Origin of the sequence: Streptomyces inhibens (assembly GCF_003389455.1) — a bacterium.
Classification (GTDB): domain Bacteria; phylum Actinomycetota; class Actinomycetes; order Streptomycetales; family Streptomycetaceae; genus Streptomyces; species Streptomyces inhibens.
This window is the reverse complement of the sequence record NZ_QUAC01000149.1, coordinates 1-22577: the sequence shown is the minus strand read 5'-3', so window position 1 is coordinate 22577 and position 22577 is coordinate 1. Positions and strand designations below refer to the sequence as shown.

At 73.5% G+C, this 22577-nt stretch carries 21 protein-coding genes and 1 pseudogene; 6 read left to right on the top strand and 16 right to left on the bottom strand.

Annotation, left to right across the window (positions count from 1 at the left end; translation table 11 throughout):
- Window positions 1-18: 18 nt before the first annotated feature.
- The 5 genes from DY245_RS19510 to DY245_RS19490 form a co-directional block, all read right to left on the bottom strand.
- A complete protein-coding gene (locus tag DY245_RS19510) occupies window positions 19-564 on the bottom strand; it encodes an ATP-binding protein (RefSeq protein ID WP_128508534.1) in 546 nt (181 codons plus the stop codon).
- Between the two features lie 175 nt (window positions 565-739).
- Complete coding sequence (locus DY245_RS19505; RefSeq protein ID WP_128508533.1) at window positions 740-2854, bottom strand: xanthine dehydrogenase family protein molybdopterin-binding subunit; 2115 nt, start codon at window positions 2852-2854, stop codon at window positions 740-742.
- A gap of 57 nt (window positions 2855-2911) precedes the next feature.
- A complete protein-coding gene (locus DY245_RS19500) occupies window positions 2912-3907 on the bottom strand; it encodes an FAD binding domain-containing protein (protein WP_128508532.1) in 996 nt (331 codons plus the stop codon).
- Window positions 3904-4482 carry a 2Fe-2S iron-sulfur cluster-binding protein gene (locus DY245_RS19495; protein ID WP_244943132.1) on the bottom strand — a complete coding sequence of 193 codons (579 nt, stop codon included), beginning with the start codon at window positions 4480-4482 and terminating at the stop codon, window positions 3904-3906. The genes DY245_RS19500 and DY245_RS19495 overlap by 4 nt, the downstream gene beginning before the upstream one ends.
- 628 nt (window positions 4483-5110) lie before the next feature.
- Window positions 5111-5497, bottom strand: coding sequence for a hypothetical protein (locus DY245_RS19490; protein WP_128508530.1), 387 nt, complete (start codon window positions 5495-5497; stop codon window positions 5111-5113).
- A 225-nt stretch (window positions 5498-5722) separates the two neighbouring features.
- Here DY245_RS19490 and DY245_RS19485 point away from each other — a divergent pair, with 225 nt between their 5' ends.
- Entirely contained in the window at window positions 5723-6544 is an 822-nt protein-coding gene (locus tag DY245_RS19485; RefSeq protein ID WP_244943129.1) for a lipase family protein, read from the top strand.
- A gap of 306 nt (window positions 6545-6850) precedes the next feature.
- Here DY245_RS19485 and DY245_RS19480 read toward each other — a convergent pair.
- Both DY245_RS19480 and DY245_RS19475 read right to left on the bottom strand, forming a co-directional pair.
- A pseudogene (locus tag DY245_RS19480) lies at window positions 6851-7226 on the bottom strand (VOC family protein).
- A gap of 21 nt (window positions 7227-7247) precedes the next feature.
- Window positions 7248-7895, bottom strand: coding sequence for an isochorismatase family protein (locus tag DY245_RS19475; protein ID WP_181923765.1), 648 nt, complete (start codon window positions 7893-7895; stop codon window positions 7248-7250).
- Window positions 7896-8661: 766 nt separating this feature from the next.
- Between DY245_RS19475 and DY245_RS19470 the strand changes: the two genes are divergently transcribed.
- Complete coding sequence (locus tag DY245_RS19470; RefSeq protein WP_128508529.1) at window positions 8662-9855, top strand: serine hydrolase domain-containing protein; 1194 nt, start codon at window positions 8662-8664, stop codon at window positions 9853-9855.
- A gap of 12 nt (window positions 9856-9867) precedes the next feature.
- On the opposite strand, the gene DY245_RS19465 is transcribed toward DY245_RS19470, so the two are convergent.
- Entirely contained in the window at window positions 9868-10407 is a 540-nt protein-coding gene (locus DY245_RS19465; RefSeq protein WP_128508528.1) for a MarR family winged helix-turn-helix transcriptional regulator, read from the bottom strand.
- A gap of 166 nt (window positions 10408-10573) precedes the next feature.
- On the opposite strand from DY245_RS19465, the gene DY245_RS19460 reads away from it, so the two are divergent.
- The gene (locus DY245_RS19460; RefSeq protein ID WP_128508527.1) at window positions 10574-10855 is read left to right on the top strand and encodes a hypothetical protein; all 282 of its coding nucleotides are present in this window, start codon (window positions 10574-10576) and stop codon (window positions 10853-10855) included.
- A 7-nt stretch (window positions 10856-10862) separates the two neighbouring features.
- On the opposite strand, the gene DY245_RS19455 is transcribed toward DY245_RS19460, so the two are convergent.
- Window positions 10863-12257: a hypothetical protein gene (locus DY245_RS19455; protein WP_181923764.1), complete on the bottom strand. Its 1395-nt coding sequence runs from the start codon at window positions 12255-12257 to the stop codon at window positions 10863-10865.
- 295 nt (window positions 12258-12552) lie between these two features.
- On the opposite strand from DY245_RS19455, the gene DY245_RS19450 reads away from it, so the two are divergent.
- Both DY245_RS19450 and DY245_RS19445 read left to right on the top strand, forming a co-directional pair.
- Window positions 12553-13806, top strand: coding sequence for a molybdopterin-dependent oxidoreductase (locus DY245_RS19450; RefSeq protein ID WP_128508525.1), 1254 nt, complete (start codon window positions 12553-12555; stop codon window positions 13804-13806).
- 2 nt (window positions 13807-13808) lie between these two features.
- Entirely contained in the window at window positions 13809-14366 is a 558-nt protein-coding gene (locus DY245_RS19445; protein WP_425329412.1) for a hypothetical protein, read from the top strand.
- Here DY245_RS19445 and DY245_RS19440 read toward each other — a convergent pair.
- The 4 genes from DY245_RS19440 to DY245_RS19425 are packed head-to-tail and all read right to left on the bottom strand — an operon-like array spanning window position 14297 to window position 17479.
- Window positions 14297-15052, bottom strand: coding sequence for a class I SAM-dependent methyltransferase (locus DY245_RS19440; RefSeq protein WP_128508524.1), 756 nt, complete (start codon window positions 15050-15052; stop codon window positions 14297-14299). The two genes, DY245_RS19445 and DY245_RS19440, sit on opposite strands and share 70 nt — an antisense overlap.
- Window positions 15049-15717, bottom strand: a complete 669-nt coding sequence (locus DY245_RS19435) for a TIGR04282 family arsenosugar biosynthesis glycosyltransferase (RefSeq protein ID WP_128508523.1) — start codon at window positions 15715-15717, stop codon at window positions 15049-15051. Before DY245_RS19435 ends, DY245_RS19440 begins: the two co-directional genes overlap by 4 nt.
- The gene (locus DY245_RS19430) at window positions 15714-16433 is read right to left on the bottom strand and encodes a glycosyltransferase family 2 protein (RefSeq protein WP_181923763.1); all 720 of its coding nucleotides are present in this window, start codon (window positions 16431-16433) and stop codon (window positions 15714-15716) included. Before DY245_RS19430 ends, DY245_RS19435 begins: the two co-directional genes overlap by 4 nt.
- Window positions 16430-17479 (bottom strand): NAD-dependent epimerase/dehydratase family protein, encoded by a 1050-nt coding sequence (locus DY245_RS19425; RefSeq protein ID WP_128508522.1) that lies wholly within the window; start codon window positions 17477-17479, stop codon window positions 16430-16432. Before DY245_RS19425 ends, DY245_RS19430 begins: the two co-directional genes overlap by 4 nt.
- Before the next feature lie 329 nt (window positions 17480-17808).
- Here DY245_RS19425 and DY245_RS19420 point away from each other — a divergent pair, with 329 nt between their 5' ends.
- A complete protein-coding gene (locus tag DY245_RS19420; RefSeq protein ID WP_128508538.1) occupies window positions 17809-18813 on the top strand; it encodes a PP2C family protein-serine/threonine phosphatase in 1005 nt (334 codons plus the stop codon).
- A 7-nt stretch (window positions 18814-18820) separates the two neighbouring features.
- Here DY245_RS19420 and DY245_RS19415 read toward each other — a convergent pair whose 3' ends face one another.
- The 3 genes from DY245_RS19415 to DY245_RS19405 all read right to left on the bottom strand — a co-directional run.
- Entirely contained in the window at window positions 18821-20008 is a 1188-nt protein-coding gene (locus DY245_RS19415) for a 4-hydroxybenzoate 3-monooxygenase (RefSeq protein WP_128508521.1), read from the bottom strand.
- Window positions 20005-21324, bottom strand: a complete 1320-nt coding sequence (gene pcaDC / locus DY245_RS19410) for a bifunctional 3-oxoadipate enol-lactonase/4-carboxymuconolactone decarboxylase PcaDC (RefSeq protein WP_128508520.1) — start codon at window positions 21322-21324, stop codon at window positions 20005-20007. The genes DY245_RS19415 and pcaDC overlap by 4 nt, the downstream gene beginning before the upstream one ends.
- On the bottom strand, window positions 21321-22577 hold a 1257-nt coding region (locus DY245_RS19405; RefSeq protein WP_128508519.1), incomplete at its 5' end, for a lyase family protein. The genes pcaDC and DY245_RS19405, both read right to left, overlap by 4 nt.

Below are 22577 nucleotides of genomic sequence, written 5' to 3'. Positions count from 1 at the left end.
GGGTGTGTCACACGGGCATCAGACGAGCGACACGGCGGACGACACCGCCGGGGCGGTATCGGCGGTGGCCTCGGGCGTGAGCTCGACGAGCGGCTCGACCGGTACGGCCGGCGGCACCGCGGGCTGGCCCTTCGCGTCGGGCACGCTGCGCAGCGGGGTGCGGCTGGTCAGCGGGCTCTTACGGGCCGCCTCGACACGTCGGGTGAACCAGATGACCTTGCCGTCCGGAGTGCCACAGGTGCCCCAACTGTCGCTCAGCGCCGCCACTCTGGAGAGCCCGCCGCCACCGGCGCTCGACAGCTTCGGCAGCCGTGGACCCTCGTCGGCGACGGAGGCCGTGAGGTGGCGGCCGGTCCAGCGGAGTTCGACGACGCACCGGGCATCCGGGCCGATATGGCGATGGACGTTGGTCAGGAGTTCTGCCACTCCCCGGCATACGGGCGGGATATGCAGCTCAAGATTCCAATACCGCAGGTGCGCGGCCAGGATCCGCCGGATCTGCGGCACACGCTCCGCCGAAGCATGCAGTTCGACCGTGTAGTGCCGGTCGCTGGGAAGTGTCATGTCGTGGCTCCTCACCGCGAGGCTCACGCCCTTCACCTCGTTGGACCAACGAACCCCGAACACGAAGAGTGAGCAATAATCACGTATGGGTCATTTGTCATGGTGACCCCGTGGCGCGGGATCCGCAACAGATCTTGAGCCGCCGAAGCCCCGGAAACCCGCCCGGCCGCCCGCCTCACAGGTGCCGCAGCACCTTGTCCGGAGTGAGCGGCAGATCGCGCAGCCGGACCCCGGTGGCGTGCCGTACGGCGTTGCCGATGGCCGCCGCGGTGCCGACGATGCCGATCTCCCCGATCCCCTTGCTGCCCATGGGGTTGAGGTGCGGATCCTCCTCGTCGAGCCAGTACGCCTCGATCAGCGGGACATCCGCACAGGCCGGCACGTGGTAGGAGGCCAGATCGCATTCGGCGAAGTCGCCGAAGGCGGGGTCCAGACCGCTGCCCTCCATGAGCGCCATCCCCAGCCCCATGGTCATACCGCCGATGAACTGGGAGCGCGCCGTACGGGAGTTGAGGATCCGGCCGGCCGCGTACACACCCAGCATGCGGCGCACCCGGACCTCTCCGGTGGCGGTGTCGACCTGGACCTCGGCGAAGGTGGCGCCGAAGGAGTGCCGGGAGTACGGGGACTGCTCGGCCGTCTCCTTGCGGGTGTCCGCGGCGACCGTCAGCCCTTCGGCCGGCAGCGGCCCGTGGTGCTCGCGCAGCCGCGCCACCAGCTGCGTACAGGCCTTGTGGACCACCCAGCCCCAGGACCCGGTGCCCGCGGAGCCGCCGGCCAGGAACGCGGGCGGCAGATCGCTGCTGCCGATCTCGATCCGGATCCGGTCCTCGGGGACGTTCAGCGCGGCCGCGGCGATCTGCACGAGGACGGTGCGGGCGCCGGTGCCGATATCGGTGGCGTTCACACGGATCCGGTAGCTGCCGTCGGCGTCGGCGTGCGCCTCGGCGTCGGAGCCGACGATCAGGACGGGGTAGGTGGCGGCCGCGACGCCGGTGCCCAGCAGCAGATCGCCCTGGCGGCGTACGGCCGGACGCGGGTCCCGGGGCAGCCAGCCGAAGCGCTCGGCGCCCTCCCGCAGACAGTCGACGAGATGCCGGCTGCTGAAGGGGCGGTCACTGTCCGGCTCGGTGTCCGGCTCGTTGCGCATCCGCAGTTCGACGGGGTCGATGTCCAGGAGGACGGCGAGTTCGTCGACGGCCGACTCCAGGGCGTACATCCCGGGAGCCTCGCCCGGAGCGCGCATCCACGAGGGGCTCGGTACGTCGAGCGGGACGACGCGGTGCACGGTGCGGCTGTTCGGCGAGGTGTACATGATGCGGGCCGGGACCGCGGCCTGCTCGACGAACTCCTTGACGGTGGAGGTGTGGGTGGCGATCTCGTGCGAGAGGGCGGTGATCACACCGTCGTCGCGCGCGCCGAGGCGGACCCGCTGGACGGTGGGCGCGCGATGGCCGACGACCGCGGGCATCTCGCGGCGGGGCAGGGACACCTTGACCGGGCGCCCGATGTGGCGCGCGGCCATCGCGGCCAGCACGGCCTGGGGGCGCGGCGTCCCCTTGGAGCCGAAGCCGCCGCCGACATGCTCGGAGACCACGGTGACCTCGTCCTTGTCCAGCTTGAACAGCGCGGCGAGGTCCTCGCACACCCGGGTGGAGCCCTGGCTGGAGTCATGGACGGTGAGATGGCCGTCGGTCCACCGGGCGGTGGAGGCGTGCGGTTCCATGGGGTGGTTGTGCAGCGGGGGCACGGTGTAGGTGGCGTCGACGGTGACGGGCGCGGCGGCGAACGCCCCCTCGAAGTCGCCGCGTTCCCGGGTTCCCGGGTAGCCGCCGTTGGCCGTCTCCGGCTCGTACAGGCGCGGATGGTCGGCGCTCAGGCCTACGTCGTGCTCGCCGGTCTCGTAGGTGACGCGAACGGCCTCGGCGGCGGCGCGGGCGGCTTCGAGGCTGTCGGCGACGGCGAGCGCGACGTACCAGCCGCGGTGCGGTACCCGGTCCTCCTGGAGCACCGAGAGCGTCGGGTCGTCGGTGGCCGCGAGGCGGGGCGCGTTCTCATGGGTCAGCACCGCGCACACCCCCGGCAGCGCGAGCGCCTCGTCGGTTTCCACGGCGGTGATCCGGCCCCGGGCGACGGTCGCCGGTACGGGCCAGCCGTAGGCGCAGCCCGGCGGGGTGTGTTCGGCGGCGTAACGGGCGGTGCCGGTCACCTTCTCCCGGCCTTCCCGGCGGACGAGCGGTGCGCCCAGGGGGTGCGGGTGTGGGCCGAGTGGGAACGGGTCGGGGCTCATGGCGCGCGTCCTTGGGTCGGGGGCGAGGGGTCGGGTACTGCCGGTGTCCGGACGTCGTCAACTACGGGCGGCCCGGTCCGCCAGATCGGCGAGCACGCCGACGGCGAGATTCCGGGCCAGCGGGACCTTGAAGCCGTTGTCGCGCAGCGGCCGGGCGGCGGCGAGTTCGGCGTCGGCGGCGCGGGCGAAGGTGTCCTCGGTGGCGGGCGCGCCGTACAGCACCTTCTCGGCCGCACGGGCCCGCCACGGCCGGTGCGCAAGCCCGCCGAAGGCCAGCGCCGCATGCCGTACGACGCCGTCCCGCACCTCCAGTACGGCGCCGACGGAGACGAGCGCGAAGGCGAACGAGGCGCGGTCGCGGGCCTTGCGGTAGCGCGAGCGCATACCGGGGCTTGCCGGCGGAAGCTGAACGGAGGTGACCAGTTCGCCGGCCCCGATCACGCTGTCCTGCTCCGGCTTGTCGCCGGGCAGCCGGTGGAACTCCGCCGCCGCCACCGTGCGTTCGCCGTCGGGGCCGTGCAGGTGAACGGTGGCGTCGAGGGCGGCCAGCGCGACCGCCATGTCCGACGGCTGGGTGGCGACACAGTGTTCGGAGTGGCCCAGTACGGCGAGATCGCGATGGGCACCGTCACGTGCCGGACAGCCGGTGCCCGGTTCACGTTTGTTGCAGGGCTTGGAAGTGTCCTGGAAATACAGGCAGCGGGTGCGTTGCAGCAGATTGCCGCCGGTGGTCGCGGTGTTCCGCAGCTGCCCCGAAGCGCCGGCCAGCAGCGCCTGCGAGAGCACGGGGTAGCGGTCGCGTACGGGGGCGGCCGCGGCGAGTTCGCTGTTGCGGACCATCGCACCGATCCGCAGTCCGCCGTCCGGCAGCTCCTCGATACGGTCGAGCGGCAGGCGGGTGACGTCGATGAGCAGCTGCGGCGTCTCCACGCCCAGTTTCATCAGATCGACGAGATTGGTGCCACCGCCGAGAAAACGGGCCTCGGGCTGCCCGGCAGCGGCCCGTACCGCCTCGCCGATGCTCGCCGCCCGCACATATCCGAACGGCTTCATGACGCCACCCCCTGGCCGGCCGGTCCGCCGCTCGTCCAACTGGCCGCACCGGCCCTGGCGCTGACGTCCCCGACCGCTTCGACGATCCGGGGATATGCGCCGCAGCGGCACAGATTTCCGCTCATCCGCTCGCGGATCTCGTCGTCGGTGAGCTCGACCGGAGCCCCGGAGCCGGTGCCGGGCGGGGTGACATGCGACGGAAAGCCGTCCGCCGCCTCCGCCAGCACCCCGACGGCCGAACAGATCTGGCCCGGGGTGCAGTAGCCGCACTGCAGGGCGTCCCGCTCCAGGAAGGCCTCCTGCAAGGGGTGCAGCCGCTCCCCCTCGGCCAGGCCCTCGACGGTGGTGATCCGCCGTCCGTCCTGCGCCACGGCCAGCAGCAGACAGCTGTTGGCGCGCCGCCCGTCGACGAGCACCGTGCAGGCGCCGCACTGCCCGTGATCGCAGCCCTTCTTGGCACCGGTGAGACCGAGGTCCTCACGGAGCACGTCCAGGACTGTGGCCCGGTGATCCAGGGTCAGCGTGTGCGGCTTCCCGTTGACATACAGAACCAGCTCGGAGCACTGATCGCTCACCGACCGGCTGCCACCGGCGTCCGCCGGCTGATGCGTGGACTCCACTCGCTCATACCTTTCCGAATCCGGGCTTGGGGTGGGGTGTGGGGGCGGGGTGGGGCTGTTGGCGCCGCCGTGGGCTGTTGTGCCGCCGTGGGCTGTTGTGCCGCCGTGGGCTGTTGGTGCCGGCCGCGCGGCGTTGGTGCTGACTGGCCCGTGCCGTAGTTGCCGGCCCGCGCCTTTGCTTCGGCTGCGCCTTTTGTTTTTCCCCGCCGCCCACCCCCCTTCGGGGGGTGGGCGGGTGTAGTGATGCGGGTGCGGGTACTGCGGGTACTGCTGGGCCCGGGTGTAGTGGTGGGTGGCGGGCGTAGTGGCCCCCATACGGCGAGGCCGGTCTGGTGACGCCCGTACGGCGGGGGCCGGTCCAGTGCCGCCCCGTACGGCAGGGCCGGTCCGGTGACGCCCCGTACGACAGGGCCGGTCCGGTGACGCCCCGTACGACAGGGCCGGTCCAGTGACGCCGTACCGCGCGGGGCCGGTCCAGTGACGCCGTACCGCGGGGACTGGTCCGGTGACGCCGTGCCGCGGGGCTCGGGCCATGGCAGCCGTACCGCGGGGGATCGGGCAGTGGCACCCGCGCCGCTCATCGTTACCGGGTTTCCAGCCGTAGTTCGACCTCCTTCTCCTGGTCGCCGGCCGCCATACCGAGGACACGCACCGCGAACGCGGGCTCCAGGGCCTTGCACAGCTGGTCGACCGCCCAGTAGCCGCCCTGGAGGCTGACCATGACGGGCGCGGTCAGCCGCCGGGGCTCGGCCTTGGCCTTGATGTCGCTGACGTCGAAGGTCGAGGTCCACACGGTCGATCCCGCCCCGGCCACCTCCTCGGGCACGTCGTCGGCGGCCCGGTCGGAGCTGAAGGAGGTACGCAGCGCGCTGAAGACGGCGTGCGCGTCCTGCGTCGCGCAGCTCTCCAGCTCCACCACCACCTCGGCCGATACATGTTCCGTGTGTGACGCCTGTTCCGCGCTGTTCACTGTGGGGCCTTCCTCTGTGGGCCTTCCTCCGGGAGCCGAACGCTTCCAGGCTCGCCCCACGGCCCGGTGTGTGCGACCGGAGGCTCGAACGAGTGGTTTGAACGGGCGCTACGGCACAGCGCCATACGATGGAGTTACTGTCTGTAATCAGTGCGAGCGCTTGGTAACCGAAAGGCTTTGCGCCGCTCTGCACCGCAGCGACCGCGACCTCATCAGGAGCCCACGTTGACCAGCGCCGCCACCGTCGATCAGAAGGCCACCGGCTACAGCGTCCGCCATGCGCTCTGCATGGCGCGCGCCGCCGCGCTCGCCTACAAGGACGAGAAGATCATCGATGCCACCGCCCGTGACTGGGGCTTCGACCGGGTGCGCCACCACCACACCCGGTTCCGCCCACCGTTCCCGCTGGAGGACACCCAGGCGTACACCCTCGGTGGCCGCAACATGATCATCACTGGCTTCCGGGGTACGGAGCCGACGAATCTGCGCGACTGGCTGTCCGACGCCACGACGCCCCCGTGGCCCGGCCCCGGCGGCAAGGGGTACATCCACTACGGCTTCGGTGAGGCGCTGAAAGCCGTCTGGCCGCAGGTCCGCGCCGCGGTCGACGAGTTCCGCGACAACGGTCAGACGGTGTGGTTCACCGGCCACAGCCTCGGCGGGGCGCTGGCGATGCTGGCCGGCGCCTGGCTGCACTTCGAAGAGCCGCATGTGACGGCCAACGGTGTGTACACCTTCGGCCAGCCGCGCACCTGCGACCGGCTGCTGTCCCAGGAGTTCAACACGGCCTTCTCGGAGCGCATGTACCGCTTCGTGAACAACAACGACATCGTGCCCCAGCTCCCCCCGGAGCCCGCCTTCCACCATGTCTCGGCGCTGCGCTACATCGATTCCAAGGGCGCCATCCACAACACCATGCCGGTGCTCAGCGGCCTGTTCGACCGTGCCAAGGGCCTCACCGCCGACGTCCTTGCGCCCGCCTCCGACGGCGTCCGCGATCACTTCATGGACGCGTACGTCAACGCGTTGGAGACGAACCTGAACTGACGGCTGCCGAGCCGCCCCCCGACGGCGCCGCAACCGTCGCCCCAGCCCGACGGCCCGGCAACCGTCGCCCCGGCCCGGCAGCCCTCGCCCCGGTCAGGTGGTCGTCATCCCGGTCAAGTGGCCGTGGGCCGTGGTCCCGGTCAGGTGGCCGTGGGCCGTGGTCCCGGTCAGGTGGCCGTGGGCCGTGGTCCCGGTCAGGTGGCCGTGGNGTGGCCGTGGGCCGTGGTCCCGGTCAGGTGGCCGTGGGCCGTGGTCCCGGTCAGGTGGCCGTGGGCCGTGGTCCCGGTCAGGTGGCCGTGGGCCCTGTCAGATCGGCTGGGTGAGGTTGACCGCGTTGCCGTCCGGGTCCTGGATGTGGGCGACCCGGTGTCCCCACGGCATGTCGTTGGCCGGGCCGAGCACCTTGCCGCCGAGGGGCGTGACCCGGTCCAGGAGCTGGTCCACGTCCTTGACGACGATGCTGAGCAGGATCCGGGTCGGGGTGCCGGTCTCGACGCCCTTGTCCGCGACGAGGCCCAGCTCCGAGTCGCCGAGCCGCAGCCCGAGGAAGAAGACCGGCCAGCACACGGGTGAACTCCTCGGCGCCGAGCAGGTCGCGGTAGAAGGCCTGGAGCCGGTCGACGTCGGGGGTGACGATCACCGGCTGGATGGCGGCGGGGGCGGCTGGTGTGGTGGCAGACATGGTGTCCTCCGGTTGCGGGGCCTATGGGGTCGCTGAGGTAGACCGCGCGCGGGGCGCTGATTCATCGGTCGGGGCGGGCGACGGTGAACCGGAGCGGGAGGCGGTGAAGGTGACATCGGCAGCGTGGGCGATGATCTCGACCTCGTCTCCCAGGGCCCATTCCGCAGCGCGCGACGACATCGCTGCCGGGACGACATCGCTGATACCGGGCGCCGCGGGGATGTCGTAGGTGGCGTGTGCGTCGTGCGCAAGGACGACGCGGAAATCGCGGGCCAGGGCCGTGCGGGCGGTCGCACCGACGCACATCTCGGAGAGCACCCCGCAGATGGCCAGCTCCTCGACGCCGGCGTCGGTGAGCAGGGCACCCAGCGGGGTGCCCTCGAAGCCATCGTCCTCCGTCTTGCGGATCACGGTCTCTCGGGGCCCCGGCTCGACGGGCAGGTGGAGCTCCCAGCCGGGGGTGTGTGGCTCGTCGACGGTTCCGGGCGCGCCGTCGTTCTGCAGATGTACGACGAGGGCGCCGGCGGCGCGGGCCCGGGCGAGCAGGTCGCGGCTCCGGTCGAGCACCCGCGCCGCGTCGGGCACCGCCTCGTCGCCCGCGACGAAGGCCGACTGGAGGTCGACGAGGAGAAGGGCCTCGACGGGGTGGATGGGGTGAACGGGGTGGATGGGGACGGGGTGGATGGGGTGAACGGGGTGGATGGGCTCGGCGGAGCCGATGGGGCCTACGGGGCCGACGACGGGGCCGATCGGGTTCACGGCCGCGGTCGCCGTCCCTGTCGCTGCCCCTGTCCCTGTCTCTGACGCTGTCCCTGTCCCTGTCCCTGTCCCTATTGCCGTCGCCGTCCCTGTCGTCGTCGCCGTCTTCGTCGCGGTCGCCGTCCCTGTCGTCGTCGCCGTCTTCGTCGCGGTGGCCGCCCCTGTCGCCGTCGCCGTATTCGTTACCGTCGCGGACTTCGTCGTGGCCCCGGTCTCGTTGTCGGCCGTGCCGGCGGTGTCGCCCGTGCCGGCGGTATCGGCCGTGCCGGAAGTATCGGTCGCGCTCGTGGTCATGGTGACCATGGTGCGTGGCTCGCCAGCCGTTGATCACCGGCCGCGGCGGAATCAGGCCACCGAACCGAACCCGGCCGCCCGGCCGGCCGGTCCGCCCCGCCGCGCCCCGGTCCCATCCACCGCCCCCCCGCCCGCCCCACCCTCACCAGTCGTGCACAGCCCTCACCAGTCGTGCGCAGCCCCGTCCTGCAACCGGTTCACGGGGCGAGAACGTGCCGGTGCGCCGCCGGTCCTGTCCGGACACGCGCCGCTGAGCCGTCCGGCTCACATTGTTGCCACGGGCATCGACGTGGACGGATCATCCCGTACGGGACGACGTACGCACGTACGGACGTTCCGGCGCACGGATGAACCGCACACGGACGACGCGAGGAGAGCCACCGTGGAACCAGCCACCGTCAACGGCCACTGCGCCCCGGGCTTCGCACGCGTACGGGAAGCCTTCGAGCGGAACTTCAGCGAGCACGGCGATGTCGGCGCGGCGGTCACGGTGACCGTGGACGGCGAGGCGGTGGTCGACCTGTGGGGCGGCCATACGGACGCGACCGGGACCCGGGCCTGGGAGCACGACACGCTCGTCAATGTCTACTCGACGTCCAAGGGGATGACCGCGCTGTGCGCCCATCTCCTCGCGGACCGCGGCGAGTTGGACCTCGATGCGCCGGTGGCCCGCTACTGGCCGGAGTTCGCACAGGCCGGCAAGCAGGACATACCCGTGCGCTGGCTGCTCAGCCACCGCGCCGGCCTGATCGCGCCCCGGGAGCCGCTGTCCGCGGGGCACGCCTACGACTGGGACCATGTCTGCGCCACGCTCGCGGCGACCGAGCCGTGGTGGGAGCCGGGCACCGCGCAGGGCTATCACGCGGTGACCTTCGGCTACCTCGTCGGCGAGGTCGTACGGCGGATCACCGGGCAGTCCCTCGGCGCGTTCCTGCGCAGCGAGATCACCGAACCGCTGGGCGCGCGGGTGTTCATCGGCACGCCCGCCGAGGAGCACGCACGCTGTGCGGACATGGTCGGGCAGCTGGACGAGGCGCGGATCGCCGAGCGGTTCCCGGGTGTGCCCAAGCCGCCGTTCCGGTCGCTCTCGGACCATCCGCTGGCGATCGTGATGCTGGCGCTGACGTACATCCCCACCGGCGATGTCAACAGCGCCGCCTACCGCTCGGCCGAGATCCCGGCGGGCAATGCGCATGCCTCCGCCCATGGGCTGGCGACGGTGTACGGCGCGCTGGCGGGCGGCAAGCTCGTCGGTCCCGGCACTCTGGAGGCGATGCGCCGGTCGCAGAGCCTGCCGGGCGAGCGCGATCTGGCCATCGACGCGCTCGCCCCCGCGGGCTACGAGCACCGCTGGGGCCTTGGCTACATGCTCAACCACCAGAGGCTTTCGGGGCCCAACCCGCGGGCGTTCGGGCACGGCGGCGCGGGCGGCTCATGGGCCTTCGCGGATCCGGAGAACCGGCTGTCGTACGCGTACGCCATGAACAAGTACGGCGGTGGCACGACGGGCGACGACCCGCGCAACAGCGGTCTGGTCACGGCGGTGTACGAGTCCTTGGCCCGGGCCCGCGGCTGAGGCCCGGCCTGCCTACGGAGCGGCCGCTTCGGGCGGCGGCGCCGGCCTCGGGGCGAGTGCAGGCTCGCCCGCGGCGTCGGTGAGGGCGCGCAGCGAATCGATCAGCCCGGCGCGCCGGTCGGCCGGCAGCCGGGCCACGATCTTGGCGATCTCCGCATGCCGGTCGGCGAGCACCCGCTCGACGAGATCGCGGCCCCTCGCCGTCAGGCTCAGTACGACCTCCCGGCGGTTGCCGGGGTTGGCCTGCCGGACGACGCTGCCGGCCGCCTCCAGCCGGTCCACCATCCGCATCGCGGTGGACGGATTGACGCCCAGCGCGCCGGCCAGCGAGGCGAGCTTGACCGGGCCCTGACCGTCCAGCACCACCAGGGCCCGCAGCTGGGGCAGGGTGAGGGAGGGCTCTATCCGGGCGAGTGCCCGGGCCGAGACGCCGACCAGCAGCCGGGAGGCGGTCAGCACCGCGGCGATGACCTCCTCGACATCGTGGTCGAGATCCTCGCCGGGAGCGGCCGCCCCGGCCGGCCGCGGTGCGCTGTGCGCGTCGTGCCCCATGGCGCCTTTATACCCGGTGACGGCATCGTGCCTGGTGGCAGGCGCTGTCGGCGGCCGTCGGCGGTCCGGAAATCTCCCGCCCGCGATCCCCGTTGCACGGCGCAATAATGGAAGGTGCGGCAGGCATCCGGTGCCGGCGCGAGCGCGGCGGGACCGGGGAGAGGGCGTGGTGACCATGGAACGGGACACCGAGGCGGTTCACGAGGCGTATGCATTCGTCTGTCTGCACTGCGGACACGGCTGGGAAGAGGAGTACGAGATCCGGCACACCACGGATCTGGCCGGCCACCGGCGCTCCGACTACTTCACCCGCGGCGTCCGGGTCCCCTCTCCACTGGTCCGCGCGGACTGCCCGTCCTGCAACCGCGGCCCGATCCGGATCCTGCGCCCCGGCCGGGTGAACTCGGTCAATACCACCTACCTCACCTATCTCCCCTTCTATCACTGACGCACCGTCACCATCCGGTGTACAGCAGGTGGTTGAGCAGGAGAGCGAGTGCTGCCTGCGCCGTCAGCCAGGGGCGCCGGCGGGCTGCGGGCAGCAGGGCGCAGGCCGCCGGCAGCCAGACGGCGAAGGGGAGCCAGATGCGTTCGGTCTCCGCCTTGCTCATCCCGGAGAGGTCGGCGGCCAGCAGCGCGAGCAGCGCGGCCAGGACGAGCACCACCAGCCGGTCGGACGGGGTGCGCAGCGGCCCGGCGGACGGGCGCAGCCGGCGCAGGGCGGTGGGCGCGGACGCGAGGGCGCGGCGCAGGCCGGCCGCCGTCGCCAGACCGGTGATCAGGACGGCGCAGGCGAGGTTGCCCCACACCCAGTACGCGTACGGGCGGACCCCGGCGGCGCCCTGGTAGTAGCGCTCGACCAGCAGGTGATAGCCCTCCCACCAGTTGAATCCGGCGAGGGTGAAGACCGCCGCGACGGCCGCCGCCCCGGTCAGGAGCAGGGGCAGCGGGCGCGCGGTACCCGTGATCAGCAGCACCGCCGCGGCGATCAGCACGATCAGGGTGAGGCCGTAGGAGAGATAGCAGGTCAGGCCGAGGAGGAGCCCGGAGGCCAGGGCGGCGGCCGCTGGGATGGGGGCACCTCCCAGCGGTAGCTGGGGGAAGGTGCGGCGGGTCGCGGCGAGCGCGAGGAGCGCGAGTGACCAGGCGGCGACGGCCGCGAAGTAGCCGTCGGCGGACGTGCCGACCCAGACGGCGGCCGGGACCAGTACGAGGAAGGGGGCGGCCCGGCGTGCGGTCGGCTCATCGGTGAGGGCGCGCAGCGCGATGAGGACCGCGGCCGCGGCGGAGGTGCCGACGGTGATGCACCAGATGCCGGCCCAGGCGCCGCCGCCCAGCCCGATGCGGTCCAGGCCGACGAAGGTGAGCACCGCGGCCGGCGGATGGCCCGCGACATGGGCGGGCCAGTGGTCCGGTGCGCTGTTGAGGATGTGGTGGGTGAAGTCGCGCAGCGCCGGGCCGAGATCGTCGAAGCGGCGGATGACCGTCAGATACTCGTACTCGGTGGTGAGCCGGCGGGCGACACCGGTCTGCCAGCCGTCGATCAGGGCCAGCGACCACGTCCAGGCCATCGAGGCCGCCCAGCCCACGAGGACGAGGGCGCGCCAGGGCAGCCGGGCGGCGAGCGGCGGCCCGTAGGCGATCACGAGGACGGCGACGGCGAGCGCGGCGGGGGTGCCCGGGCCGAGGTGCGGGAACCACGAGGCGTACAGCGGCGGCCAGTTGACGTGCAGGCTGCCGTTGGCACGCTCGATGACGGTGCCGACGACCGCGGCGACGATGACGAGCAGGGCGCCGGCCGCGGCGGCCAGCAGATCGGCGCGGCGCACGGCGCGTTCTTCGGGGCTCACGCGCGGGGGCGTCGTCTCAAGGGGGGTCACTCGGGGGGTCACACCGGCACGCTAGGGCGTCGGCGGGCCGGTTCGGCCGTTCGGCGGCAGCGGTGTCATCGATCCGTCAGATTTCCCCGGGCAGGCCGCCGTGCCGCCCGCCGCTGAGCCGCCCGCCGCTGTGCCGCCGTTCCGTCGACGTCAGAGTTTCGTCATGGGTCGCAGCCCCCTGGGCGCACCGGTCGCGGCATACCGTCGGAGCCGGACCTACTCGTCCAGGCGGCGGACCCTCGCCGCCCGACCGCCAAGGACACACATGGGCGCCCACAACCCCCTCACTCCCCCCACCTCGCCATCGTTCTGGCGCAGCCCGCTGCGCGGCCCACGGCTGACCGCGCTGCTCGGCATGGTCCTGCTGGCGGGGATCACGCTGCTGTTCGTGACCGGTCTGCTGTCGTACGCCGCGTACAACCCGAATCTGGCCGGTGGCGTCAACGACAAGACACCCGGCAAGGGCCTGCTCGGCTTCTATCTCTTCAGCTGGCCCACCGACCCGCACTGGCTCTACCGCCTCACGCAGGGGGTGCATGTCACCCTCGGCATCGCGCTGGTGCCCATCTTGCTGGCGAAGCTGTGGTCGGTGATCCCGAAGCTCTTCACGCTGCCGCCGGCCCGGTCGCCGGGCCATGCGCTGGAGCGGGTTTCGCTGCTGTTGCTGGTCGGCGGGGCACTGTTCGAGTTCGTCACCGGCATCCTCAACATCCAGCTGGAGTACCTCTTTCCCGGGTCGTTCTATCCGCTGCACTTCTACGGCGCGTGGGTGTTCATCGGCGCGTTCGCCGCGCATGTCGTGCTGCGTGTGCCGCGGACCGTACGGGCGCTGCGCGAGAGGGAGGACCCGGGTGCGGCGGCCGACGAGACGGGGCTGGTGGCGGCCCGGCCGGACCCGCCGACCGTGACCCGGCGGGGCGCGCTGGGGCTGGTCGGCGCCGGATCGCTGCTGCTGTTCGTGGCGACCGCCGGTCAGAGCATCGGCGGCCGGTGGCGCGGTACGGCCCTGCTGGCGCCGCACGGCGGCCGCGACCCGGGCAGCGGCCCGAACGGCTTCCAGATCAACAAAACCGCCGCGTATGTCGGGATCAGGTCCCAGGACACCGGTGACGACTGGCGGCTGACGGTCGAGGGCGGCGGGCGCCGGGTGCGGCTCAGCCGCGCCGAGCTGCTGCGACTGCCGCAGCACGAGGCGGCGCTCCCGATCGCCTGTGTCGAGGGCTGGTCGACGGACGACCAGCGGTGGAGCGGGGTGCGGCTGCGGGACCTCGCCGCGCTGGTGGGACTCGGCGAGCGGCCACCGGACCTGTTGGTGGAGTCGCTCCAACTGCACGGCGCGTTCCGCCGGGCCGCGCTGCGCGACAACCAGGTGCGTGACCCGCGGTCGCTGCTCGCACTGCGGGTGGGCGGCGTCGATCTGTCCGCGGACCACGGCTATCCGGCGCGGATCATCGTGCCGGCGGCGCCCGGGGTGCTCAACACCAAGTGGGTGTCCCGGCTGACATTCGGGGAGTGGTGAGGGTGCGGGCGGCATGGCGGGACAGGGTGGCGCGGGCCCGGCGGGCACTGCGTGTGCACCGCTGGTACGGCGAGGGGCCCCTGCATCTGCTGCTGATGCTCGCCTCGTTCGCGCTCACCGGCTATGCGGGGGTACGGCTGCTGGCCGGCGGGCAGTGGCCGCTGGTGATCGTGTGGTTCGTCGGGGCGGCGCTGCTGCACGATCTGGTGCTGCTACCCCTGTATGCGCTCGCCGACCGCGCGGTGGCCGGGTACACGGCGGGGACCGGCCGGCACCGGGCCTGGACCGCGTATGTCCGGGTCCCCGCCGCGCTGTCGGGGCTGCTTCTGCTGGTGTGGTTCCCGCTGATCGCGGGCTCGGTGGGGAGCGGCGCGGCGGCGCACTACGAGGCCGCGACCGGGCTGCCCGGCGGGGTGTTCCTGGGCCGCTGGCTCCTGATCACCGCCGGGCTGTTCGCGGTGTCCGCGCTGTGGCTGCTGGGCCGTACGGTTCAGCAGCGGCCGCCGGGCGCGGCGCGGCGGCGCAGGGAGACGAAGCAGCGTCCGGCGGCGGGCGACTGATCGGCCGCCTCGCCGGCGCTCCACCGCTCGACGGGCGTCCAGCCGGCGGCGGCCGCGTACCGCAGCAGTGCGCGGGTGCCGACCCGGGCCCAGGGGAAGAGGTCGCCGGGTGCGTGGCGTCCGCCGTGGCAGGCGTTGTCGACCCGGACCTGGACCCGTTCGTCGACGTCCGCCGGGGTGGTCTCCACGATGAGCAGCCCGGCCTCCTCGACCAGTTCGGCTATCCGGGCGAGCAGGGCGTGCGGGTCGCCGCCGATGCCGATGTTGCCGTCGAGAAGCAGCGCGGTGCCCCAACTCCCTTCTTCCGGAAGGGAGTCGAAGACCGAACGGTGCAAGGCCGAGCCGCCGGTTGCGGCGGTGCGGGCCACCGCGGCCGTGCTGACGTCGATGCCGAGCGCCCGCCGGCCCTGGGCGGCGAGCGCGGCGACCAGCCGTCCGGGGCCGCAGCCGATGTCGAGGACGGTGCCCTCGCAGCGGCGCAGCGCCGACAGATCGGCGGCGTCCGCCCCGGCGCACCAGCGCTCGACCTCCAGCGGCAGCAGCCAGCCGTCGCTGCGGCGCAGGAAGAGCGGGCCACGGCCGCTGCGCAGCGCGTCGGCGTACGGGTCCGCGCCCCAGGAGACGGTGTCGGGAGCGGTGGCGGTGCGCCGGTCGCTCCGGGTGGCCGGCGGCACGGCGGTGCTCATCGTTCGGCGACCGGGGTCAGCCGGGCGAGGGTGGCGGCGAACCGTCCACCGGGCGCCGCGGCCGCGACCCGCTCGGCGTCGTCCGCGGTGTCGACGTCGCGCAGCGGCGGCAGTTCGCGTACCCGCAGTCCGGCGGCGGTCAGCCGGGCGCGCTGGGCGGCGGCGGTGCGGTCGGTGGACATCGGGACACCGCGCAGCAGCCGGGGGTCGGGGACGGCCAGGCCGAGCGCCCAGAATCCGCCGTCCTCGGCCGCGCCGAACCAGGCGTCACAGTCGTCCCAGGCGTCGACGTCCAGTGCGGGAGCGAGGAGTTGGGGCGTGACCTGAGGAGTGTCCATACCGATCAGCAGTGTCGGGCCGGCGCTGTCGGCGAAGGCCGCGGCGAGCCGCTCGTCGAGGCCACCCGGGCACTGCGGCCGGACGTCGAAGCCGGCCGGCAGCCAGCTCCCCGGCCGGCCGTCGAGTACGACGACCCGCCGCCGGGCGGGCATGGCGCGTACGGCCCGGAGGGTGTCGTACAGCGCGGCCTCGGCCAACTGGGCGGCCTCGTCGGGGGTGTAGGGCGGGGTGAGCCGGGTCTTGACCCGGCCGGGCACCGGTTCCTTGGCGATGACCAGGACGGTCGTCGGCCCGGGACACTCCTCACCCGCTGCGGGTTCGGTCATCGGGCCGTCTCCTCGGTGCGGGCCGTCAGCGGCGGCTGGTGGAGGACGGTGCGCATATCGCGCACCGCGTGCCAGGTGCCGCGCCATGTGCCGGTGACCTTGGAGCGGCCGGTGCGGGGGTGGTAGGGCACCTCGCGTTCCTCGATGCGCCAGCCGGCGTCGGCGGCCCGGACGACCATCTGCAGGGGGTAGCCGCTGCGGCGGTCGGTGAGGGCGAGGGCGAGCAGCGCGGTGCGCCGGGCGGCGCGCAGCGGGCCGAGGTCGTGCAGCCGCAGTCCGGTGCGCCGGCGCAGCATCCGGGCCAGGGCGAGGTTGCCGAGCCGGGCGTGCGGCGGCCAGGCGCCACGTCCCTGGGGGCGCCGGCGCCCCAGCACCAGATCGCTGTCGCCGTCGTGCACGGCGCGGACGAACGGGGTGAGCAGCGCGGGGTCCAGGGAGGCGTCGCAGTCGCAGAAGCAGACGATGTCCGCTTCCGCTGCCAGCAGTCCGGCATGGCAGGCGGCGCCGAAGCCGCGGCGCGGCTCGTGCACCACGGTGGCGCCCAGGTCGCGGGCGATGTCGGCCGAGCCGTCGGTGGAGCCGTTGTCCACGACGATGGCCCGCCAGCCGGCCGGGATGCGTGCCAGCACCCAGGGCAGCGCGGCGGCCTCGTCGAGGCAGGGCAGCACGACGTCCACCGAGGGCGGCCGGGGGGCGTCGGAAGGGGAGTGGGTCACGGCCGCATCCCTTCCGTCGCGAACTCCTTCATGCCCTCGGCGAATCCGGTCTCCGCGCGCCAGCCGAGCTCGTCGGCGATCCGCTGCGAGGACGCCGTGATGTGCCGTACGTCGCCCAGCCGGTACTCCCCCGTCACCACCGGCGCCGGACCGCCGCACGCCTCGGCGAGGGCCAGCGCCGTCTCGCCGACGGTGTGCGGTACTCCGCTGCCCGTGTTGTACGCGGTCAGCGTGCCCGCCGGCCGGTCCGAAAGCGCCTCCAGCGCCACCGCGTTGGCCGCCGCGACATCCCGTACATGGACGAAGTCCCGCCGCTGGCCGCCGTCCTCGTAGACGGTCGGCGGCGCGCCGCGGGCCAGCGCCGAGCGGAAGAACGAGGCCACTCCGGCGTACGGGGTGTCGCGGGGCATCCCCGGCCCGTAGACGTTGTGGTAGCGCAGCGAGACGGCCCGGCCGCCGGTCGCGCGCGCCCAGGAGGCGGCCAGATGTTCCTGGGCCAGCTTGGTCACCGCGTACACATTGCGGGGGTCGGTGGGCGCGTCCTCGCCGACCAGCCCCGGCGACAGTTCCGCGCCGCAGTGCGGGCAGCGCGGTTCGAACCGCCCGGCGGCCAGCTCGGCCACCGCCCGCGGGCCCGGGCGCACCACGCCATGGCCGGGGCAGAGGTAGCGCCCCTCGCCGTAGACCACCATCGACCCGGCGAGCACCAGTTTGCGCACCCTGGCCGCGGCCATCGCGGCCAGCAGCACCGCCGTACCCAGGTCGTTGCAGCCGACGTAGTCGGGCGCGTCGGCGAAGTCCTTGCCCAGGCCGACCATTGCCGCCTGGTGACAGACCGCCTCCACGCCCACGAGGGCGGCGTCGACGGCCGCCCGGTCGCGTACGTCCGCGACGATGCGGCGCTCCCCGGGGCGCGGCGGCGGGGGCTCGCGATGCGCCGAGGGCAGCAGTGCATCGAGGACGACGGGCTCGTGGCCGCGCGCGGTGAGCGCATCGACGACCTGCGATCCGATGAATCCGGCGCCGCCGGTGACCAGTACACGCATGCCGTCACGCTAAGCGCGGCAGGGCGTTGTGGCCCGCGCCGCGGCCGCCGTGTCATGGGTCCGTAAGATCCGCGGGCCGGCGGACGCGGGGGCTGCCGGCCGCCCGGGCCGCTGCGATTCGATAACAGGCCGCATTCGAGGTATTTCGGTACGGCATATGTTGCATATGCTCAGGTCGGGGGCCCGGGGGTCGTTTTCGGACAGTCCGAGGGCCGGCGGCCCCCGTTACCCGATCACCTCATACGACACCGTCGGAGACCATCTTGGCCGTGGAGAACGGGGAGCAGTGCACCGGCTCCCGTGTGCTGTCCGTGCTCCCGTACACGGTCATGGCCGTGGTCAGCGCCGTCGACCTCACCGCGGGCCCGGGCGTCGGCTTTCTGCCTCTGGTGTCCCTGGGGCCGGCGTTCGCCGGGCTGGTCGGCGGCTGGCGGCGGACCGCGCTGGTCGGGCTGACGGCGTGTGTGCTCTGCCTCGGCCTCGGCGTCTACAACGGTCTGTTCGAGACCCGGCGCGGGCTGACCGCCCTGCTGTCGGTGGCCGGGGTGACCGCGGCCGGTGTGGTCGCCGCGGTCATGCGGCAGCGCCGCGAGGCGGAGCTGGCCAGCGTCCGCTCGATCGCCGAGGTGGCCCAGCGGGTGCTGCTGCGGCCGGTGCCGCGCAGCGCGGGCCCACTGCGGATCGCGGTCTCCTATACCTCGGCGGTGGCCGAGGCCCGGATCGGCGGCGATCTGTACGAAGTGGTGACCTCGCCCGCCGGCGTGCGGGTCATCGTCGGCGACGTCCAGGGCAAGGGCCTGGAGGCCGTGGAGAGCGCGGCGGTGGTGCTGGGCGCCTTCCGGGAGGCGGCGCACGACGAACCGGATCTGCCGGCCGTCGGCGAGCGGGTGGAGCGGGCGCTGAACCGCCATCTGTCCGGCGAACGCTTCGTCACGGCGGTGCTCGCCGAGATCGGCGACGGCCCGAACGCGACGCTGCTGAACTTCGGCCATCCGGCGCCGCTGGTCGTCCGCCCCACCGGCGAGGTCGGCTTCGCCGCACCGCCCGACCGCGCCCTGCCGCTCGGCCTGACCCTCCACGGCTCGGACACACCGGTCCCCTACGAGGTGCCGTTCTCACCCGGCGACCAGCTGCTCTTCTACACCGACGGCGTCACCGAGGCCCGCGACGCCACCGGCCGCTTCTACCCGCTCGACGAGCGGGCGGCGCTGCTCAAGGACCCCGACCCGGAGGCCGCGCTGCGCTCGGTGCGTGAGGACGTGGTCGAGCATGCCGAGGGGCCGCTGCACGACGACGCGGCGATGCTGCTGGTCCGCTACCGGGAGGACCGGTGAGCCGGGCTCACTTCAGGGGCAGCCCCGTGTAGTTCTCCGCCAGCTCGGCGGCGGCATGCGGCGAGGTGGAGATCCGGTCGAGCTGGGAGAGCTGCAGCCGGGTGTCGAACGGGCTCTGGTCCGGGCCGGTGTGCAGGGTCGTCGTCATGAAGTACGAGAAGTGTTCGGCGCGCCAGACGCGGCGCAGACAGGTGTCGGAGTAGGCGTCGAGAGACTCCGTCGAGCCGGTCCGGTGCAGCCGGTCCAGGGCGCGGGCCAGGACGGTGACATCGGCGACGGCGAGGTTGAGGCCCTTGGCCCCGGTGGGCGGCACGATGTGCGCCGCGTCGCCGGCCAGCAGCACCCGCCCGTACCGCATCGGTTCGGTGACCGAACTCCGCATGGGGAGGACGGCTTTCGCGGTGAGCGGGCCGCGCTCCAGCTTCCAGGGCGCGTCGATCGCGGCACGGGCGTCCAGTTCGTCCCAGATCCGGTCGTCGGGCCAGTCCGCCGGGTCGGTGCCGTTGGGGACCTGGAGGTAGAGCCGGCTGACGGTCGGCGTCCGCATGCTGAACAGCGCGAAGCCGCGTTCGGAGTGGGCGTAGACCAACTCGTCGCATGAGGGCGGCACATCCGCGAGCACACCGAGCCAGGAGTAGGGGTAGCTGCGCTCGTACGTCCGGCGTGCGTGCTCCGGTACCGCCTGCCGGGCCACGCCGTGGAAGCCGTCGCAGCCGACGACATAGTCGCAGGTCAGGGTCTGCTGCCGGCCCTGGTGGGTGTAGCGGACGAGCGGCCGGTCGGTGTCCGCGCCCTCCACCGCGAGCGCCTGCGCCCCGAAGAGCAGCGGTGCCCCGTCGTCGAGTTGGAGGGCGATCAGATCCTTCACCACCTCCGTCTGGGCGTAGACCATGACCCGGCGGCCGCCGGTCAGCGCCGGGAAGTCGAGGCGGTGGGCGCGGCGGTCGTAGCGCAGCTCGATGCCGTCGTGGACCAGGCCCTCGCGGTCCATCCGCTCCCCCGCGCCGCAGGCGCGCAGGACGTCGACGGTGCCCTGTTCGAGGATGCCCGCGCGCTGCCGCTGTTCGACGTAGGCGCGGTCGCGGCTCTCCAGGACGACACAGTCGATACCGGACCGGTGCAGCAGCCGCGCGAGCAGCAGCCCTGCGGGGCCGCCGCCGATGATGCCGACGGTGGTGTGGCGTATCCGCGTCACTTCTCTGTTCCTTCCGCGGGGTGCGGGGCGGGGTGCTGGGCGGGGTCGTCAAGGTGGGCGGCGACGATGCGGTCGGCCAGGGCGAAGGCGGTGTTGGCCGCCGGGACACCGCAGTAGACGGCCGTCTGGAGGAGGACCTCCTGGATCTCCTGCGGGGTCAGGCCGTTGCGCAGGGCGGCCCGCAGATGCATCGCCAGTTCGTCGAGGTGGCCGCCCGCCACCAGCGCGGTGAGGGTGATACAGCTGCGGGTCCGCCGGGACAGGCCGGGCCGGGTCCAGATCTCGCCCCAGGCGTAGCGGGTGATGAAGTCCTGGAAGACCTCGGTCAGGGCGCTGGTCCGGGCGATCGAGCGGTCCACATGGGCGTCGCCGAGGACGGCGCGGCGTACGGCCGTTCCGGCGGCGTGCCGGGAACGGTCGTCCGAGGAGCGGTCGTCCGAGGCGGGGGCATCGGCGGCGGGGACGTCGGCGGCCGGGGGCCCGGGCGCGTCGGCCGGGTGTGCCGCGAGGTGGCCGAGGAGGGCGGCCAGCACCTGGGCCGGGCGTTCGACACCGGCGAGATGGGCGGCGCCGGACAGCTCGACCAGGCTCGCGTCCGGGATGCCGTCGACGAGTTCACGGGCGTGTGCGGGCGGGGTGGCCGGGTCGGAGCGGCCCGCGACGACCAGCGTGGGCGCGGTGATCCGGGGCAGTTCGGCGCGCAGGTCAAAGGCGGCGAGGGCATCGCAGCAGGCCGCATAGCCCGCCGGCGCGACCGTCCGGCGCACCGCGTCGACCAGGGCCGTGGCCTGCGGGGAGCCGGCGAAGGCCGGGGTGAACCAGCGGCCGGCGGTGGTGTCGGCGACCGGCCCGAGCCCCGCTTCCCGTACCAGCGCGGCCCGTTCGTGCCAGGCGGCGGGCTCGCCGAAGCGCGCGGAGGAGCAGATCAGGGCGAGCGAGGCGATCCGCCCGGGGTGGTGCGCGGCGAGCCAGGCGCCGACGGCGCCGCCGAGCGAGACCCCGGCGTAGGCGAAGCGGCCGATGCCGAGGGAGTCGGCGAGGCCGAGGACCAGGCGGGCCAGTTCGGGGACGGTGGTGGTGGGTGTGGGGGCGGCGGACAGTACGTCGGTGGGGGTGCGGCCGTGGCCGGGGAGATCCCAGCGTATGACGCGGTACTGCCGTGCCAGCGCGGGGAGTTGGGGGTCCCAGAGGGAGAGCGAGGTACCGAGGGAGGGGCCCAGGATGAGCGGTGGGGCGGCTTGGGGGCCGTCCACGGTGTGGTGCACGGGCGGATCGGCGGGCGGATCGGCGGGCGGATCGGCGGGCGGGTGCGTCATACGGGCTCCTGCGGGGTGTGCACGGTGCGTTCCAGCGCGCGGTCCACGAGGGCGCCAGCGGATCCCATGTAGTCGGCGGGATCGAGGAGTTGGCGGAGACGGGCCTCGGGAAGGGCCGTCTCCAGGGTGGTGTCCCCGTGGCGGGCGGTGCGCAGCGCCTCGGACAGCTCGATGCCCTCCTCGGCGGTGCGGCGGGCCGCCGCGTCCAGGATGCGGCGGGCCTCGCCGCGGCCGGTCAGGGCGGTGAGGGCCGCAACGAGGCGTTCGGTGACGACCAGACCGCCGGTCGCATCGAGGTTGTGCCGCATACGGTGCGGGTAAACCCGCAGCTCCGCGGTCAGTTCGGCCGCGTCCCGGGCCGCCCCGCCGACCAGTCGCAGGGCGTCCCGCAGCGGCTGCCATTCGGCGTGCCAGGCGCCGGCCGGGCGCTCGTCCTCGGCGGCGAGGGAGCCGTACAGCACCGCCGCGAGGGCCGGGACCTGCCGGGCGGCGGCCGCGATCAGCGTGGCGCGCACCGGGTTGGCCTTGTGCGGCATGGCGGAGGAGCCTCCGCCGCTGCCCTCGGCCAGCTCGCCGATCTCCGTGCGGGAGAGCGTGAGGACATCGGCCGCGAGCTTGCCGAGGGCGCCCGCGGCGCAGGCGAGCGCACCGGCGAGATCGGCGACGGGGGTGCGCACGGTGTGCCAGGGCAGGAGGGGTTCGGCGAGCCCGGTCTCGGCGGCGTAGGCGGTGAGGAGCCGGGCACCGAGGTCCGCCGCGGGCGCGGAACCGCTCTCCGCCTCCGCGTACGCATGGAACGCGGCGAGGGTGCCGGCCGCGCCGCCGAGTTGCGCGGGCAGTGCGGCCCGTACGGACCTGAGCCGGTCATGGGCGTCGAGCACGAGGTGGCGCCAGCCCGCGGCCTTGAGGCCGAAGGTGGTCGGCACCGCGTGCTGGGTGAGGGTCCGGCCGGCCATCGGGGTGTCGCGGTGCCGCGCCGCCGTACGGCGCAGCGCGTCGGCGGTGCGGCCGAGGTCGGTCAGCACGGTGTCCAGGGCGCGGGCGCAGACCAGCATCGTGGCGGTGTCCAGGATGTCCTGGCTGGTGGCGCCGCGGTGGACGTAGGCGGCGGCCCGGGGGTCGCGGTCGGCGACGGCGGCCGTCAGGTCCGCGACGAGCGGGACCACCGGGTTGCCCGCGGCCCGGGCGCGCAGCGCGAGGGTGCGGGGGTCGTGGCGGTGGGGTTCGGCGGCCGCGGCGGTGACGGCGGCGGC

What these genes read in the sequence shown, in the direction of transcription:
- DY245_RS19510 (WP_128508534.1), bottom strand. Translation starts at nt 564, where the DNA reads ATGACACTTCCCAGCGACCGGCACTACACGGTCGAACTGCATGCTTCG.
- DY245_RS19505 (WP_128508533.1), bottom strand. Translation starts at nt 2,854, where the DNA reads ATGAGCCCCGACCCGTTCCCACTCGGCCCACACCCGCACCCCCTGGGC.
- DY245_RS19500 (WP_128508532.1), bottom strand. Translation starts at nt 3,907, where the DNA reads ATGAAGCCGTTCGGATATGTGCGGGCGGCGAGCATCGGCGAGGCGGTA.
- DY245_RS19465 (WP_128508528.1), bottom strand. Translation starts at nt 10,407, where the DNA reads ATGGGGCACGACGCGCACAGCGCACCGCGGCCGGCCGGGGCGGCCGCT.
- DY245_RS19450 (WP_128508525.1), top strand. Translation starts at nt 12,553, where the DNA reads ATGGGCGCCCACAACCCCCTCACTCCCCCCACCTCGCCATCGTTCTGG.
- DY245_RS19440 (WP_128508524.1), bottom strand. Translation starts at nt 15,052, where the DNA reads ATGAGCACCGCCGTGCCGCCGGCCACCCGGAGCGACCGGCGCACCGCC.
- DY245_RS19435 (WP_128508523.1), bottom strand. Translation starts at nt 15,717, where the DNA reads ATGACCGAACCCGCAGCGGGTGAGGAGTGTCCCGGGCCGACGACCGTC.
- DY245_RS19425 (WP_128508522.1), bottom strand. Translation starts at nt 17,479, where the DNA reads ATGCGTGTACTGGTCACCGGCGGCGCCGGATTCATCGGATCGCAGGTC.
- DY245_RS19420 (WP_128508538.1), top strand. Translation starts at nt 17,809, where the DNA reads ATGGCCGTGGTCAGCGCCGTCGACCTCACCGCGGGCCCGGGCGTCGGC.
- pcaDC (WP_128508520.1), bottom strand. Translation starts at nt 21,324, where the DNA reads ATGACGCACCCGCCCGCCGATCCGCCCGCCGATCCGCCCGCCGATCCG.